Raw genomic sequence first — 14,136 nt, forward strand, 5'->3', positions numbered from 1 at the left:
TATATAACGATTGCCATCTGGCAGGGACTTTTGCGTCTTTCATTTAGGAAAAGGGTTAAATAATAAGATGAGTAAACTTTCACTGGAACGCTCTGGTAGGCGAAAAATTATATTTATCGCCTTGCTGGTTGGGATCATTATTGGCGTGGTGTTGCTGGCCGGCACTGCGACTATTATGCATAAAACCAGCGATACCGAATTTTGTGTGTCGTGTCATACCATGCAGCAGCCTCTGGCGGAATATCAGGGCAGCGTGCATTTCCAGAACGATAAAGGTATTCGCGCCGAGTGCGCCGATTGCCACGTTCCTCATCAGCCGATCGATTATATGCTAACCAAAATTGGCGCCCTGAAAGATGTCTGGGGTGAAATGACCGGCAAAATCGACACCCCGGAAAAATACGAGGCGCATAAACTGGCGATGGCCCAGAGCGTCTGGGATGGGTTGAAGAAGAGCGATTCGGCGACCTGCCGTTCCTGCCACGACTATAAAGCGATGGATATTCTGGCGCAGACTCCTGAAGCCCGTAAGCAGCACCCGGTCGCGATCAAAGAGGGCGAAACCTGCATCGACTGCCATAAAGGCGTGGCGCATATTCTGCCGAACATGAGCGGCCTGGCGGCGGCAGGGGCGAGCGAGCTCGCTAACGCGGCGGCGAAAACCCCGGCGACCGCGACCACTCTTTACACCATTCAGACCCAGCCGTTCTGGCTGAGCGAGAAAGCGGGTGACCATAACGACGGTAACCTGATGGCCTCCACTGAAGTGAAAGTGGTGAAACGTGAAGGCGACATGGTGCTGGCGGATGTTCATGGCTGGCAACAGGATGGCGTTACCGAAGCCTTCTACGCCGCGCGCGGTAAACGCATTATGAGCGCGCTGCTGGGCGAAGAGGCTCGCAAAGCGTTAAAAGTCTCTGGTTCCGTTACCGATGAAGAGACCAAACAGGTCTGGCATGAAGTCGATCTGCAGGTCTGGCTGCCGGCGAAAAATCTGATTGGCGATCAACAAAAAATCTGGAGTTACGCTTCTGAATTAATGGCTAACAACTGTACCGGCTGTCATGGCCTGACTGAGTTGAATCGCTTTAACGCCAACCAGTGGATTGGGGTGGTTAAAGGTATGTCCGGCCGTACTTCACTGACTCAGGAACAGGTTCGTCTCCTGACCCAGTACGTACAAAAACATGCGAGCGACATGCCAGCAGCGGCCAATCAGGACAAACAATAAGGAGCCATGATGAAAAAGAATAACGATTATGACATGGCGGATCAGAGCCAGGAACCCGGTATGAATCTGACGCGTCGCCGTTTTCTGGCTGGCGCCAGCGCCCTGATGGCGGCGCCGCTGCTGGCGGGGTTATGGCCGCGTTCGGCGCTGGCGGAGGCCATCAGCCAGGCGATGCCGCAGTTTATTGCATTGCGCCAGGCGGAAAGCGGGATTCTCACCGGCGCCCACTGGGGCGCGTTTGAAGCCATCGTCCGCGACGGCAAAATGGTTGACGTACGCCCGATCAAAGACGATCCGTATCCCAACGAACTGATTACCATGGCGCCGTATCAGGTTCACGCCGAAAACCGGATTAAATATCCGATGGTGCGTAAAAGCTGGTTAGAAGGCGGGGCGAAAAACGGTAAGCCAGAGCTGCGCGGCCGCGATGAGTGGGTCCGCGTCAGCTGGGATAAAGCCCTGCATCTGGTGGCGGGTGAAATCAGCCGTCTGCAAAAAGAGCATGGCCCATCATCTATTTATGCCGGTTCTTACGGCTGGAAAAGCGTCGGGATGTTCCACAACCCAAGAACGCTGCTGCAGCGCATGATGAACCTGGCGGGCGGCTTTGTCGGCTATTCCGGTGACTACTCCACCGGCGCGGCGCAGGTGATTATGCCGCACGTGGTCGGTTCCGTTGAGGTTTACGAACAGCAGACCGCGTGGCCAAACGTGATTGATAACAGCGAGCTGGTGGTGATGATCGGTTGTAACCCAATGATCACGCTGAAAAACAGCTGGAACCTGCCGGATCACGTCGGCCAGACGGGCTTTGAAGCGCTGAAGAAAAAGGGCACCCGGATGATCTGTATCGACCCGGTGCGCAGCGACAGCGCGCGTGAGTTAGGCGCCGAGTGGATCGCCCCGCGCAGCTACACCGACTGCGCGCTGATGGCGGGGGTGGCCCATACGCTGCTGGCTGAAAATCTGCATAACCCAGATTTCCTGAAAACCTACACCGTAGGGTTCGATAAATTTGAAGCCTACCTGAACGGTAAAGAAGATGGCGTCGTCAAGGATGCCAACTGGGCTGCGGATATCAGCGGCGTTGATGCTGAGACCATCAAGCAGCTGGCGCGAGATATGGCGAAGCATCGCACCATGATCATGGGCGGCTGGGGCATCCAGCGTCAGCATCATGGCGAACAGGCCCACTGGATGATGGTGACGCTGGCGGCGATGCTGGGGCAGATTGGCCTGCCCGGCGGCGGTTTCGGCTTTAGCTATCACTACTCTTCCGGCGGTAGCCCAACCGCGCGCGGCGGTATTCTGGCGGGGATCTCCGCCGGTAGCCCAACGTCGCCGGCGGCGAAAGATATTACGCCGTTCCCGGTGGCGCGCATCGCCGATGCGCTGGCGAACCCAGGCAAGACCATCGACTATAACGGCACGAAAGTCACCTATCCGGATATTAAAATGGTGTACGTGGCGGGCGGTAACACCTTCCACCAGCATCAGGATACCAACAACCTGGTGAAAGCCTGGCAGCATCCGGAAACCGTGGTGGTGAACGAACCGTACTGGACGGCGACGGCGAAACACGCGGACATCGTACTGCCGGTGACCACCACCTACGAGCGCAACGACATGGATATGGGCGGCGACTATTCGCAGCTTTATGTCTTCCCGCTGCGCCAGTGCGTACCGCCGCAGAACGAAGCGAAAAACGACTTTGATGTCTTTGCGGGGATTTCCGAGATCCTTGGGGTGCATGAGGCCTTTACCGAAGGCAAAGATGAGATGCTGTGGTTGAAGGGCATGTATGACGAGATGAAAGCCCAGGCGCGCAACGCCCGCGTGGCGCTGCCGCCGTTTGATATGTTCTGGGCTTCCAACAACTACATTCGCTTCCCGATCCCGCAAGAGAACACCCAATGGGTGCGTTTCGCCGATTTCCGTGAGAACCCGCTGCTCAACCCGCTGGGGACGCCGTCAGGGAAAATCGAGATCTACTCTGACGCCATCGCCAAAATGGGCTACGAGGACTGCAAAGCGATTCCAACCTGGATGCCGCCGCACGAGTGGTATCGCGGGCCGGAAGCCGAGAAATATCCGCTGTCGCTCAATACCGGTCACCCGATTAACCGTCTGCATTCTCAGCTCGATAATACGCCGCTGCGCAAGAAATACGCGGTAGCCGATCGCGAAGCCATCTGGATCCATCCGAAAGATGCGAGCGCGCGCGGCATCAGTGAAGGCGATCTGGTTCGCGCCTTTAACGATCGCGGGCAGATCCTGGTCGGAGCGGTGATTACCGATAACGTTCGCGAAGGCGTGGTGCGCATCAGCGAAGGGGCATGGTTTGATCCGGCCGATCCGTCACAGCCGGGATCGCTGTGTAAAAACGGTAACGTCAACTGTCTGACCTTTGACGTCGGCTCCTCCAGCCTGGCGCAGGGGAACTGTGGCCAGATGTCGCAGCTGCAGATCGAGAAGTACACCGGACCGGCGCTGAAAAACACTGCGCACGATGTGCCGGTAGGCGCGTAACCCGCAGCCGGATCTGAAAGACAAAACGGACACTTCCGTAAGGGGTGTCCGTTTATCTGATGAAAGTGAATATATTCACGGCATCGCTAATTTTATAACGTCTTATTCCCTGTACTGCATGAGCCTGGCTTTTGGATATATACCTAAATGTATGCCAATCGCCTCGTTTAAAACCCTTTCAGAAGCATTTATCCAGTTCGTGGGAAAGCTTATTGAGTTCGTTCTGAATGTATTTACGGCGCTGTTTTAACAGTACGCGGGCTGGAATGACGCGCTCGATAATTGTCGGTTTCTTATATACATACTCTGTCACGAGCTGTTTAATATCTTTCTCTGACCAACCGTCCATCACCGGCGTTGGGTTGTAGAGAAGATTTGACTGGAGGGCAGGGGCAACCTCCTCATCCAGAATCACAAAGATCTCTTCCCGACTTAAACCAGACTCCTTTAACTTCTGCGCCATCCATCGGTAGTCGTAGTCCTGGAGTTCGCGCCCGGTAAACAGCTCCGATAATGCGTGCCAGACAGGAACTCGGGTCATCAGTTGAGCTTCTGTTAGTTGCAATTAGTTTCTCCCCTGTGGCCGGCAATACCCAATGGCCCGATGCTACAGTGTATGTCAGATATCTGGATAAACGATAGTCAGAAATAGCACCGGACTTACAAGGCAAAAATATCTGGCCTGAATATAAATAACTCGATACTCTGAAATAATATTAACAGTAAGCGATCTTCTTAATGCAGATTAGAACTTACTGAATAAGATCTTTTTGATGCTAATGTTTTAATAAAAAAAGGATTTTTTCCAGGAAGCTACGCCATGTTTCACCCCACGGTTCGGGATGGAACCTGTCATTCGCAATTTTCTTCATAATGGAGCTAAGCGCTTCTTCATCTTCGATTTCTAATAAAGAGGAAATTTCTAATTTAGCATCTTCAATTGATGAAATACTATAGTCACGATATCTGTCGATAATCTCATTAATCGAATTGCCAAAATCATCGTGCTCGTTACTAAAATAAATAGTGAGCATATCCTGTATGGCAGGGTACTTACGACCCGGTTTTTTATCCCATATATGGGTAAGACGTGAGAACATAGTACGGTTTCCCCTGATAAACTTGTTTCAGTAACACTACACGGACAGTATAACTGGTTTCTTTGACATTTAGTCCCTGCCGGAACCCGTATCCAATTGCACTACCGGTTTTATAGGTCAATTCAAGTGGACGAGAACCTGCGCCTGAATTTGCCCAATATACTACTTTGAGTTTATTGGCTTTTAATGCGTTACTGATAGCCTTTTCCGCATGTTGTACAGAATAAAATGATGATACAGACCTCATCTGAGGGCTTCGCGCCAGACGTTCCAGTAACTCTTTTTCTGAAATCGATACGTGTTTGGATAGCGTGTGACCGCCAATTTTTACTGGGCGTACGGCTTCATGATCTATGATTCTAAAATTTCCTGCGCGGACATAAGCAACACGAGCAGCGCCTAAAGCGAGGCCAAATGCAGCCGGGACAGCAATATCTACGGTCAGGCCAATGCTCATTGCTGTCTTTTCGTCGGCGCCTAACTGACGTGCAGTTTCAACAGCTAACTGGTAAGCCGCTGTACGGGTATCGCGGCCTGTGATGATTTGGTCAATTGATGCATGAAGGCTATCGAGTCCATGGGCGCCAACGACGACACAGGCCGCTTTGGTCAACATAGTTGGGTCAGGAGCCGCGCATAAAATCGTAGCTCCGGCTAATTCAACAGTACTCATTGCTACATCGAGCCCACCTAGCAATCTGTTTTGTAGTGTCTCCGCTTCTGTCACTGTTTTATCAGACATTACTGCCGCCAACTGAACTGGCGACATTACAATATATAATCCATTATTCATAGTGCCCCCTGATATCTACCTGGCGATAGTAAAAAACATTATCGTGATTCGCAAATGAATCTCTACAAGTAATTTTTGTTTCTTGGCTTTTGGTTTTTTTACGGGTGAGTTTTGTCGGTGTAACCTATAATTTGGGCTTATATAAAACTATGTTTTATATGATCGAGAGAGGTATCGGCAAATTTTTTACATAGTGTCTTTCTATATTTAAAAATATAGCGATTGATTCACTTTAAGTTGTTAGATAATATTTTTATGAGTTTTATATATGGTGCTGGGTTTTATTCGTAGTATAAGACTGGCAGGATCGTCTACCGGGGTGTGTTCAGTCCCTTTTGCCGGGTTTCCATAGTTTTAGGCACCTCAAAAACAATAAAGCTTTATGAGGTGCCTAAAAGGTTCGGATTTAATGATTTCTCTTCGGACTTCGCGGGACAAATTCAAGGCACAAAAAAGCCCGCAGGGCTTGCGCCGTGCGGGCTCTTAGGACTTCATCGGATGACTCTGGTAATCACCGATGGAGAATTTTGGTGGAGCTGGCGGGAGTTGAACCCGCGTCCGAAATTCCTACATCCTCGGCACTACATGCTTAGTTTGTCTTTACATTCGCACGCCAGCTGCGGACAGACACGCCACTAACGAACTAGCCTGATTAGTTTTAGCACTTCAACCCCAGGCAGGGCATCCGCGCGATCTCTTTTGGGTTTGACCTCTCTTGATCCCCGTCCTAAGAGCGGAGGCTAGGGAGAGAGGGCTCTAAGCAGGTTATTAAGCTGCTAAAGCGTAGTTTTCGTCGTTTGCGACTATTTTTTTGCGGCTTTTTACGAGGCCAACCGCCCCTCGGCATGCACCTTGGGTTTCGCGAATCCCGTCGAATCCAGAATCAGCCCCAATGTGTACTTGAAGTATAACAGATTTGTGAAGGTGGTTACCAGCCCCCGAAACGAGGATTCTGGCGGCATATCGAGTGAAAAAGCAGCGACAACAGCAATATAGCGTGGGGCCAGGGGGAGCTGGCCCGCAGAGGGAGGGAATTACCGCCCGGCGTTCTTCATGATGCGCGCCTTATCGACCGCCCATTCACGATCTTTCACGTCGGTGCGCTTATCGTGCTGTTTCTTACCTTTCGCCACGCCGATTTTCACCTTGCACCAGGCGTTCTTCCAGTACAACGACAGGGCGACGACGGTATAACCTTCGCGGTTGATGCGGCCATATAGCGCATCGAGCTCGCGCTGATTGAGCAGCAGCTTGCGGGTACGGGTCGGATCGCAAACGTAATGCGTGGAGGCGACCGCCATTGGCGTAAAGTTGGCGCCGAAAAGATAGGCTTCGCCATCTCTCAGAATGACATAGCTATCGCCGATGTTGGCTTTGCCGGCACGCAGAGATTTCACTTCCCAACCCTGCAGCGCGAGGCCTGCCTCGTATTCATCTTCGATAAAGTATTCGTGACGGGCGCGTTTATTCAGCGCAATGGTGGCTGATCCAGGTTTGTGGGCTTTTTTCTTAGTCATAATTTCCTGAAGTCATCGCTAGTTCTAAACATTGTTACCTCAATCCTTCCTGCGAGGCGTAATGGGCTATCTTAGCACGAGTTACGGTACAGCGTTTTTTTTAGCAGCAGATAAATGATATTATTTGTCCCGTGTTTAAATGTGGAACCTGCTATGCCTCAGATTAGCCGTACTGCGCTGGTGCCTTTCAGCGTGGAACAGATGTATCAACTCGTAAATGATGTGAAGTCCTATCCCGATTTCCTGCCTGGCTGCACCGGTAGCCGAGTGCTGGAGGCCGGGCCGACGCAAATGACGGCGGCGGTTGATGTGTCCAAGGCCGGCATCAGCAAGACTTTCACGACGCGTAATACACTGACCGATAACCAGAGTATCCTGATGAGCCTGGTCGATGGGCCGTTCAAAAAGCTGATTGGCGGCTGGAAGTTTATTCCGCTCAGCCCGGATGCGTGCAAAATTGAGTTTCATCTCGATTTTGAGTTCACCAACAAGCTGATTGAAATGGCTTTTGGTCGCATCTTTAAAGAGCTGGCCGCCAATATGGTGCAGGCGTTCACCACGCGCGCCAAAGAGGTGTATCGTGTCGGCTAATATTGTGGTTGAAGTTGCCTATGCGTTGCCGGAAAAACAGTACCTGCAACGCGTGAAGCTGCAGGCTGGGGCAACGGTCGAGCAGGCGATTATCTCTAGCGGTATTCTGGCGCTGCGCGAAGATATCGATCTGGCGAAGAATAAAGTCGGCATCTACAGCCGTCCGGTCAAGCTGCACGACGAAGTCCATGATGGCGACCGCGTAGAGATTTATCGCCCGCTGATTGCTGACCCGAAAGAGCTGCGCCGACAGCGGGCTGAAAAGCACGCCGAGAAATAAGCGGGAATGCACAATAAAAAAAGCGCTCATTGAGCGCTTTTTGCATTTCTACTGGCCTGAGATTACTTGGTCAGCGCCGGTTTGTTATCAATGTTGGTTAACACACCGCTGCTGTCGAAGGTCAGCGTCAGGGTCTGCTGGGTCACTTTCTCATGGCCCGGCTGCTGGCGGAAAACGTAGAACCAGGTGTTGCTACCAAATGGATCTGACATCATCGGCGTACCCAGCGCATAAGCAACCTGCTGTTGTGTCATGCCGACACGAATTTTTGCGACATCGGTTGGTGCCAGATAGTTACCCTGGTTGATATCAGGACGGTAAACCACTCGTTCCAGAGTGGAACAGCCTGCGGTCAACATAAGGAGAACCGCTGCGGCAGCAGTCAGCGTTTTACAGCGCATAGTGATTTGATTCCTTTTTGGGCCCGAGCAATACGTGGCTCATCTGTAATATGCCGATAATAATAGACCTTTGCCCGGTTGGGAACCTTCGACTGCAGGTCTATTGGCAATTTGCTGTTCACTATGACTCTGTGAAAATCAAAAAGTTTACGCCGCAAGCAACTCTTTCGCGTTCGCCAGGGTGTTGCGGGTCACCTCGCTACCGCCCAGCAGACGGGCCAGTTCCTGCAGTCTGGCGCGTTTATCCAGCGCATGCATGTGCGTCTCGGTCATCTCGCCATCGGTCTCTTTGCAGACAAAGAAATGATGGTGACCACAGCCAGCAACCTGCGGCAGGTGAGTCACGCACATGACCTGCGTGGATTCTCCCAACTGGCGGAGCAGTTTGCCGACCACCGCCGCCGTCGGGCCGCTGATGCCGACATCGACCTCATCGAAAATCAGCGCCGGAGTTTCCATTTTACGGGCGGTAATAACCTGAATAGCCAGTGCGATACGCGACAGCTCGCCGCCGGAGGCCACTTTAGCGATCGGCTGCAGCGGTTGCCCCGGGTTGGTGGTGACGCGGAACTCAATATGGTCGGCGCCTTCGGCGGTCAGATGGCGTTCATCAAAGGCGACATCAATGGCAAACACGCCGTGTGGCATAGAAAGTGAGTGCATACTTTCGGTTATCAACTGGGTGAGTTCATCGGCGCTGCGCTGACGCAGGGCGTGCAGTTCTTGCGCCGTTTCCAGCGCCAGGCGGTGATGCTCAATGACCAGTTGGCTCAGCGACTCCAGCGAACCGGCGCTGTCGTCCAGCAGGCGCTGCTCATCCAGCATGGCCTGATAGAACGCCGGCAGCTCTTCCGGAGCAATCTGATGCTTACGCGCCAGCGCAATCTGCCGGGAAATGCGCTGTTCCAGCTCGAACAGACGGTTAGGGTCGAGATCGAGACGGTCATTGTAGTGGCGCAGCTCATCGGTCGCCTCGCTGAGCTGAATAGAGGCTTCTTCCAGCATATCGAGCACGCTGGAGAGTTTGCTATCCATACCGACCAGCTCGCTAACCAGCTGTTTAGCGGTATAAAGCTGGCTTTGCAAATTGGCCTCTTCGCCGTCGGCCAGTACCGTTAACGCATGCTGACAGGTACTGAGCAGCTGGCCGCTGTTGGCCAAACGTTTGTACTCTTCGTCTATCTGTTCGAACTCGCCCGGCAGAGGATTAAATTCGTTCAGTTCTTTGAGCTGGTATTGCAGCAGGTCTGCGCGGGCGGCGCGCTCCTGGCTCTGCTGCTGATGCTGAGCCAGCTCCCGGCAGCTCTGGTGCCACTGGCGGTAGCGTTCCGCCATGCGCTGAGTAAGCGCATACTCACCGGTATAACCATCGAGCAGGGTTTTCTGATGTTCGGCTTTGGTGAGTAACTGATGGGCATGCTGGCCATGGATCTGGATAAGCAACTGGCCCAGCTCGCGAAGCTGAGAAAGAGGCACGGCGGTACCGTTGATAAAACCGCGGGAGCGACCGTCAGCGCTGATCACGCGGCGAAGTAAACACTCACGCCCGCTCTCCAGTTGGTTCTCTTCCAGCCAGCGCTGGGCGGCAGGGGTATCTTTCAGCGCGAAGCGCGCGCACAGGTCGGCACGGCTGGCGCCGCGGCGCACCATGTCAGCTTCGGCTCGGCCGCCGAGGCACAGCCCCAGCGCGTCGATGGCAATGGATTTCCCGGCGCCGGTTTCCCCGGTAATGGCGGTCATGCCACTGTGAAAATCAATTTCCAGTTCACGAACGATAGCGAAATTGCTGATGGTGAGTTGCGCCAACATAGCTGCCTTCCTGTATGAAAAAACATTACTGTGTTTTCGTACAGTATAAACTGGTTTTTTATCCAGTAAAGAGGCAGCTTGTAAAATCAGAACAATTTTTTCGACCAGCCCAACTTAGTGCTTAATGTATTGAAATAACTATAGTCTTTCGGGTGAATCAGATTGAGGTGATAATCACAGCGGCGGATGAGCACATCTTCGCCGTCCTGGATGGGCAGCGCGATCTGGCTGTCGCAGCTGATTTCCAGATCGTTACAGCGCTGCGAGAAGCGCAGGCGAATGGTGCTATCGCCGTTAATCACCAGTGGTCGCGCTGATAGCGTATGCGGGAACATCGGCACCAGAGTGATGGCGTCCAGAGAAGGGGTGAGAATAGGGCCGCCGGCAGAGAGCGAATAGGCCGTCGAACCGGTAGGCGTGGAGATGATCAGGCCGTCGGAGCGCTGGGAGAAGGCGAACACTTCATCGATATAGACCTCGAACTCAATCATGTGCGCGACTTTACCCGGATGCAGCACTACTTCATTGATAGCCGTGCTGATACGCTTCTGGCAGTCATGCTGGCACACCTGGGCTTCCAGCAGAAAACGTTTTTCGGCGATATAGTGGCCTTCAAGTACGTCGGCCAACTGCTGGAGCGCGTTATCCGGGTCAAGGTCGGTAAGAAAACCAAGATTGCCGCGGTTAATGCCGATGACGTTGATGTCATAGCGCGCCAGGGTACGCGCCGCGCCGAGCATATTGCCGTCGCCGCCGACCACCACCGCCAGATCCGCCTGCTGGCCGATTTCCGCCAGCGTGCCGGTTTTAACATTGCTAAGCTGGAGTTCATGGGCGATTTGCTGCTCGACCAGCACCTCATAGCCTTTGCCGCATAGCCAGCGCCAGAGCATTTCATGTGTGGTCAGGGCGGTTGGGTGACGAGGGTGTCCCACAATGCCGATACACTTGAAATGGTTCTTCATGATCTGGATGTCCTTGGGTTAAATGAATGATGACAATCTGTCTGCTTCCCTTGAATCCCGGAAACTGATCCCCATAATAAGCGAAGTTAGCGAGATGAATGCGAAAAAAACGCGGAGAAATTCATGAGTAGTAAAGAACAGAAAACGCCTGAGGGGCAAGCCCCGGAAGAAATTATCACGGAGCAGCACGACAACGTAGAGGCGGTAGAGCCTGAGGTTTCTGCTGAGCAGGTGGATCCGCGCGATGAAAAAATTGCGAATCTGGAAGCACAGCTGGCCGAAGCGCAAAAGCGTGAACGTGATGTGATGCTGCGCGCAAAAGCGGAAGAAGACAACCTGCGTCGTCGCACCGAACAGGATATCGAGAAAGCGCATAAATTCGCCCTGGAGAAGTTCGTCAACGAACTGCTGCCGGTTATCGATAGCCTGGATCGCGCGCTGGAAGTGGCTGATAAAGCTAACCCGGATATGGCGCCGATGGTTGAAGGGATCGAACTGACTCTGAAATCGATGCTGGACGTCGTGCGTAAGTTTGGCGTGGAAGTGGTTGCCGATACCAACGTACCGCTGGATCCTAACGTGCATCAGGCCATCGCGATGGTCGAGTCTGACGATGTGGCTGCCGGTAACGTACTGGGTGTTATGCAGAAGGGATATACCCTGAACGGTCGTACTATTCGCGCCGCGATGGTAACCGTCGCGAAAGCGAAGTAATTCGTTAGTTCGCCAGTAACGGCTGCCTGCGGGTGGCCGTTTTTATTGGCTTTAAATAAAAAAACGGCGAACCGAAGTTCGCCGTTGTTCTTTGCTGGCTGCGCTATTCCGCCACGCTTTCGCGTAATGATTTCACCGGCATCACCTTCACCTGCTTAATCATATTGTCCTGTACGTCGAGAATATCGATATCATACTGTTCGATACGTACGCGGGTTCCAGGGACCGGGATTTCTTCCAGCGCTTCCAGAATGATGCCGTTAACGGTACGCGCATCGTCTTCCGGCAGATGCCAGTTGAACGCTTTGTTGATTTCCCGCACGTTGGCGCCGCCGTCAATAATTACCGAGCCGTCATTAAGCGGCGTCACTTCTTCGGCAAGGGTTGGCGACATTGAGGTAGTGAAGTCTCCCACGATCTCTTCAAGAATATCTTCAACGGTGACCAGTCCTTGAATATCACCATATTCATCGACCACCAGACCGACTTTCTTTTTATTACGTTGGAATTTCACCAATTGCGTGCTAAGCGGCGTACCTTCCGGCACAAAGTAAATCTCATCTGCCGCTCGTAACATGATCTCTTTTGTGAACTCTTTCTTTTCCGTCATCAGCCGATAGGCTTCACGGACGCGCAGCATGCTGATGGCATCGTCCAGCGAATCACGATACAGCACGATACGGCCATGCGGCGAGTGGGTTAGCTGGCGGACGATAGATTTCCAGTCATCGTTGATATCGATACCGACGATCTCATTGCGCGGCACCATGATGTCATTAACGCTGACCTTTTCCAGATCCAGGACCGACAGCAGCATGTCCTGATTCCGCCGTGAGATTTGTGAACGGGATTCATTCACAATCGTTCGCAGTTCATCTTTACTCAATGCGCCGCTAATAACGTGATCGGTCTTAATGCCCATCATGCGCATCAGTACGCGGGTAATGGTGTTCAACAGCCACACCAGCGGCATCATCAGTACCTGTAGCGGCGCCAACAGGAAACTGCTGGGGTAGGCGACCTTTTCCGGGTACAGGGCGGCAATGGTTTTAGGTAAGACTTCGGCAAACACCAGCACGACAAAGGTGAGCACGCCGGTGGCGATAGCCACGCCGGCGTCGCCGTATAGACGCATGCCGACGATGGTTCCCAGCGCCGAGGCCAGGATATTGACGAGGTTGTTGCCGATGAGCACCAGGCTAATGAGGCGATCCGGTTTACGCAGCAGCTTTTCCACCCGCTTAGCCGGGCGGTTGCCTTGTTTCGCCATATGGCGCAGCCGATAGCGGTTCAGCGTCATCATGCCGGTTTCGGAACCGGAGAAATAGGCGGAGATAATCACCATGATGATCAGCGTGACGATCAGCGTGGTGGTAGAAATGTGTTCCAGGAGAGACTCCTTAGTCTTTAACTAACAAACTGCTGCAGGACGCGGCTGCCAAAATAAGCCAGGGTCAGCAGCCCGGCTCCGGCGACGTTAAACCAGACCACCCGGCGGCCGCGCCAGCCTTCGTGGTAGTGCCCCCACAGCAGTACGATATAGACAAACCAGGCCACGATAGACAGCACCGCTTTATCAATATTTTCGGTATTAAACAGGTTGTGCATATAGAACAACCCGGTGCATAGCGTCAGGGTCAGCAGCACGACGCCAACCTGGGTGATATGAAACATTTTACGCTCAATACTCATCAGCGGCGGCATTTCGCTGCTGAAAGCCAGCTTTTTATTTTTAAGCTGGTAGTCAATCCACGCCAGCTGCAGCGCGTACAGCGCGGCGATGATAAGCGTGGCGTAGGCAAAGAGCGACAGGCCGATATGCACCAACATCCCCGGGGTGGTTTCGAGGTGGGTGATGTACTCGTTAGGCACGAAGGTGGCGAAGGCGAGATTGATCAGCGCGAAGGCGTATACGATCGGTAGCAATAACCAGCCGCGATTACGCGAGGCGACGATGGTCATCACCGTACAGATCATCAGGCTGACCAGCGAGCCGACGTTAAGTAAGCTGAGATTTTGCCCACCTTCGCCGCCGGGGAAAATACGTGACTCCAGCGCGAAGGCGTGGCAAATCAGCGCTATCGTCGCGGAGAGAATCGCCATCCGCCGCCAGCTGCTGTTTTTTTGCAGCAAGCCAGGGATGATCAGCGCAAGGCTGATGGAGTAGGCGACAAGGGCAAGTAGAGCAAACACAGGCATAGGAGCG

The 14,136-nt window shown here is 53.0% G+C and carries 14 protein-coding genes and 1 other RNA gene; 5 read left to right on the forward strand and 10 right to left on the reverse strand.

Annotated elements, in window-relative coordinates:
* Positions 1-67 precede the first annotated feature (67 nt).
* The gene (locus tag ABLV78_RS05880; RefSeq protein WP_006798114.1) at positions 68-1,231 is read left to right on the forward strand and encodes a NapC/NirT family cytochrome c; all 1,164 of its coding nucleotides are present in this window, start codon (positions 68-70) and stop codon (positions 1,229-1,231) included.
* Between the two features lie 9 nt (positions 1,232-1,240).
* Positions 1,241-3,760, forward strand: a complete 2,520-nt coding sequence (torA, locus tag ABLV78_RS05885; protein ID WP_020078142.1) for a trimethylamine-N-oxide reductase TorA — start codon at positions 1,241-1,243, stop codon at positions 3,758-3,760.
* Between the two features lie 178 nt (positions 3,761-3,938).
* Here torA and ABLV78_RS05890 read toward each other — a convergent pair whose 3' ends face one another.
* The 5 genes from ABLV78_RS05890 to smpB all read right to left on the reverse strand — a co-directional run bounded on the left by ABLV78_RS05890 (position 3,939) and on the right by smpB (position 7,170).
* Positions 3,939-4,325 carry a DUF7079 family protein gene (locus ABLV78_RS05890; protein WP_047044410.1) on the reverse strand — a complete coding sequence of 129 codons (387 nt, stop codon included), beginning with the start codon at positions 4,323-4,325 and terminating at the stop codon, positions 3,939-3,941.
* A gap of 211 nt (positions 4,326-4,536) precedes the next feature.
* Complete coding sequence (locus ABLV78_RS05895; protein ID WP_047044412.1) at positions 4,537-4,860, reverse strand: contact-dependent growth inhibition system immunity protein; 324 nt, start codon at positions 4,858-4,860, stop codon at positions 4,537-4,539.
* A complete protein-coding gene (locus ABLV78_RS05900; protein ID WP_047044416.1) occupies positions 4,829-5,653 on the reverse strand; it encodes an RNase A-like domain-containing protein in 825 nt (274 codons plus the stop codon). The genes ABLV78_RS05895 and ABLV78_RS05900 overlap by 32 nt, the downstream gene beginning before the upstream one ends.
* A 528-nt stretch (positions 5,654-6,181) precedes the next feature.
* Positions 6,182-6,544, reverse strand: a transfer-messenger RNA (tmRNA) gene (ssrA, locus tag ABLV78_RS05905).
* A 143-nt stretch (positions 6,545-6,687) separates the two neighbouring features.
* The gene (smpB, locus tag ABLV78_RS05910) at positions 6,688-7,170 is read right to left on the reverse strand and encodes an SsrA-binding protein SmpB (protein WP_015370247.1); all 483 of its coding nucleotides are present in this window, start codon (positions 7,168-7,170) and stop codon (positions 6,688-6,690) included.
* 153 nt (positions 7,171-7,323) lie between these two features.
* On the opposite strand from smpB, the gene ABLV78_RS05915 reads away from it, so the two are divergent.
* Both ABLV78_RS05915 and ABLV78_RS05920 read left to right on the forward strand, forming a co-directional pair.
* The gene (locus ABLV78_RS05915; protein ID WP_015370248.1) at positions 7,324-7,761 is read left to right on the forward strand and encodes a type II toxin-antitoxin system RatA family toxin; all 438 of its coding nucleotides are present in this window, start codon (positions 7,324-7,326) and stop codon (positions 7,759-7,761) included.
* Positions 7,751-8,041 (forward strand): RnfH family protein, encoded by a 291-nt coding sequence (locus ABLV78_RS05920; protein WP_015370249.1) that lies wholly within the window; start codon positions 7,751-7,753, stop codon positions 8,039-8,041. Before ABLV78_RS05915 ends, ABLV78_RS05920 begins: the two co-directional genes overlap by 11 nt.
* 62 nt (positions 8,042-8,103) lie before the next feature.
* On the opposite strand, the gene bamE is transcribed toward ABLV78_RS05920, so the two are convergent.
* From bamE to nadK, 3 genes are all read right to left on the reverse strand, one after another.
* On the reverse strand, positions 8,104-8,442 hold the full coding sequence (gene bamE, locus ABLV78_RS05925; RefSeq protein WP_047044418.1) for an outer membrane protein assembly factor BamE: 339 nt from the start codon (positions 8,440-8,442) through the stop codon (positions 8,104-8,106).
* Between the two features lie 147 nt (positions 8,443-8,589).
* Positions 8,590-10,251 carry a DNA repair protein RecN gene (gene recN / locus ABLV78_RS05930; RefSeq protein WP_047044422.1) on the reverse strand — a complete coding sequence of 554 codons (1,662 nt, stop codon included), beginning with the start codon at positions 10,249-10,251 and terminating at the stop codon, positions 8,590-8,592.
* Between the two features lie 86 nt (positions 10,252-10,337).
* Complete coding sequence (nadK, locus tag ABLV78_RS05935) at positions 10,338-11,216, reverse strand: NAD(+) kinase (protein WP_015370252.1); 879 nt, start codon at positions 11,214-11,216, stop codon at positions 10,338-10,340.
* A 123-nt stretch (positions 11,217-11,339) separates the two neighbouring features.
* On the opposite strand from nadK, the gene grpE reads away from it, so the two are divergent.
* Positions 11,340-11,930 carry a nucleotide exchange factor GrpE gene (gene grpE / locus ABLV78_RS05940; protein WP_015370253.1) on the forward strand — a complete coding sequence of 197 codons (591 nt, stop codon included), beginning with the start codon at positions 11,340-11,342 and terminating at the stop codon, positions 11,928-11,930.
* Between the two features lie 103 nt (positions 11,931-12,033).
* Here grpE and ABLV78_RS05945 read toward each other — a convergent pair whose 3' ends face one another.
* Positions 12,034-13,320, reverse strand: coding sequence for an HlyC/CorC family transporter (locus ABLV78_RS05945; protein ID WP_026612238.1), 1,287 nt, complete (start codon positions 13,318-13,320; stop codon positions 12,034-12,036).
* Positions 13,321-13,337: 17 nt separating this feature from the next.
* Positions 13,338-14,129, reverse strand: coding sequence for a cytochrome C assembly family protein (locus ABLV78_RS05950; protein ID WP_015703199.1), 792 nt, complete (start codon positions 14,127-14,129; stop codon positions 13,338-13,340).
* Positions 14,130-14,136 lie beyond the last annotated feature (7 nt).

The organism is Klebsiella sp. CN_Kp075, from assembly GCF_040065055.2.
Lineage (GTDB): Bacteria > Pseudomonadota > Gammaproteobacteria > Enterobacterales > Enterobacteriaceae > Klebsiella > Klebsiella aerogenes.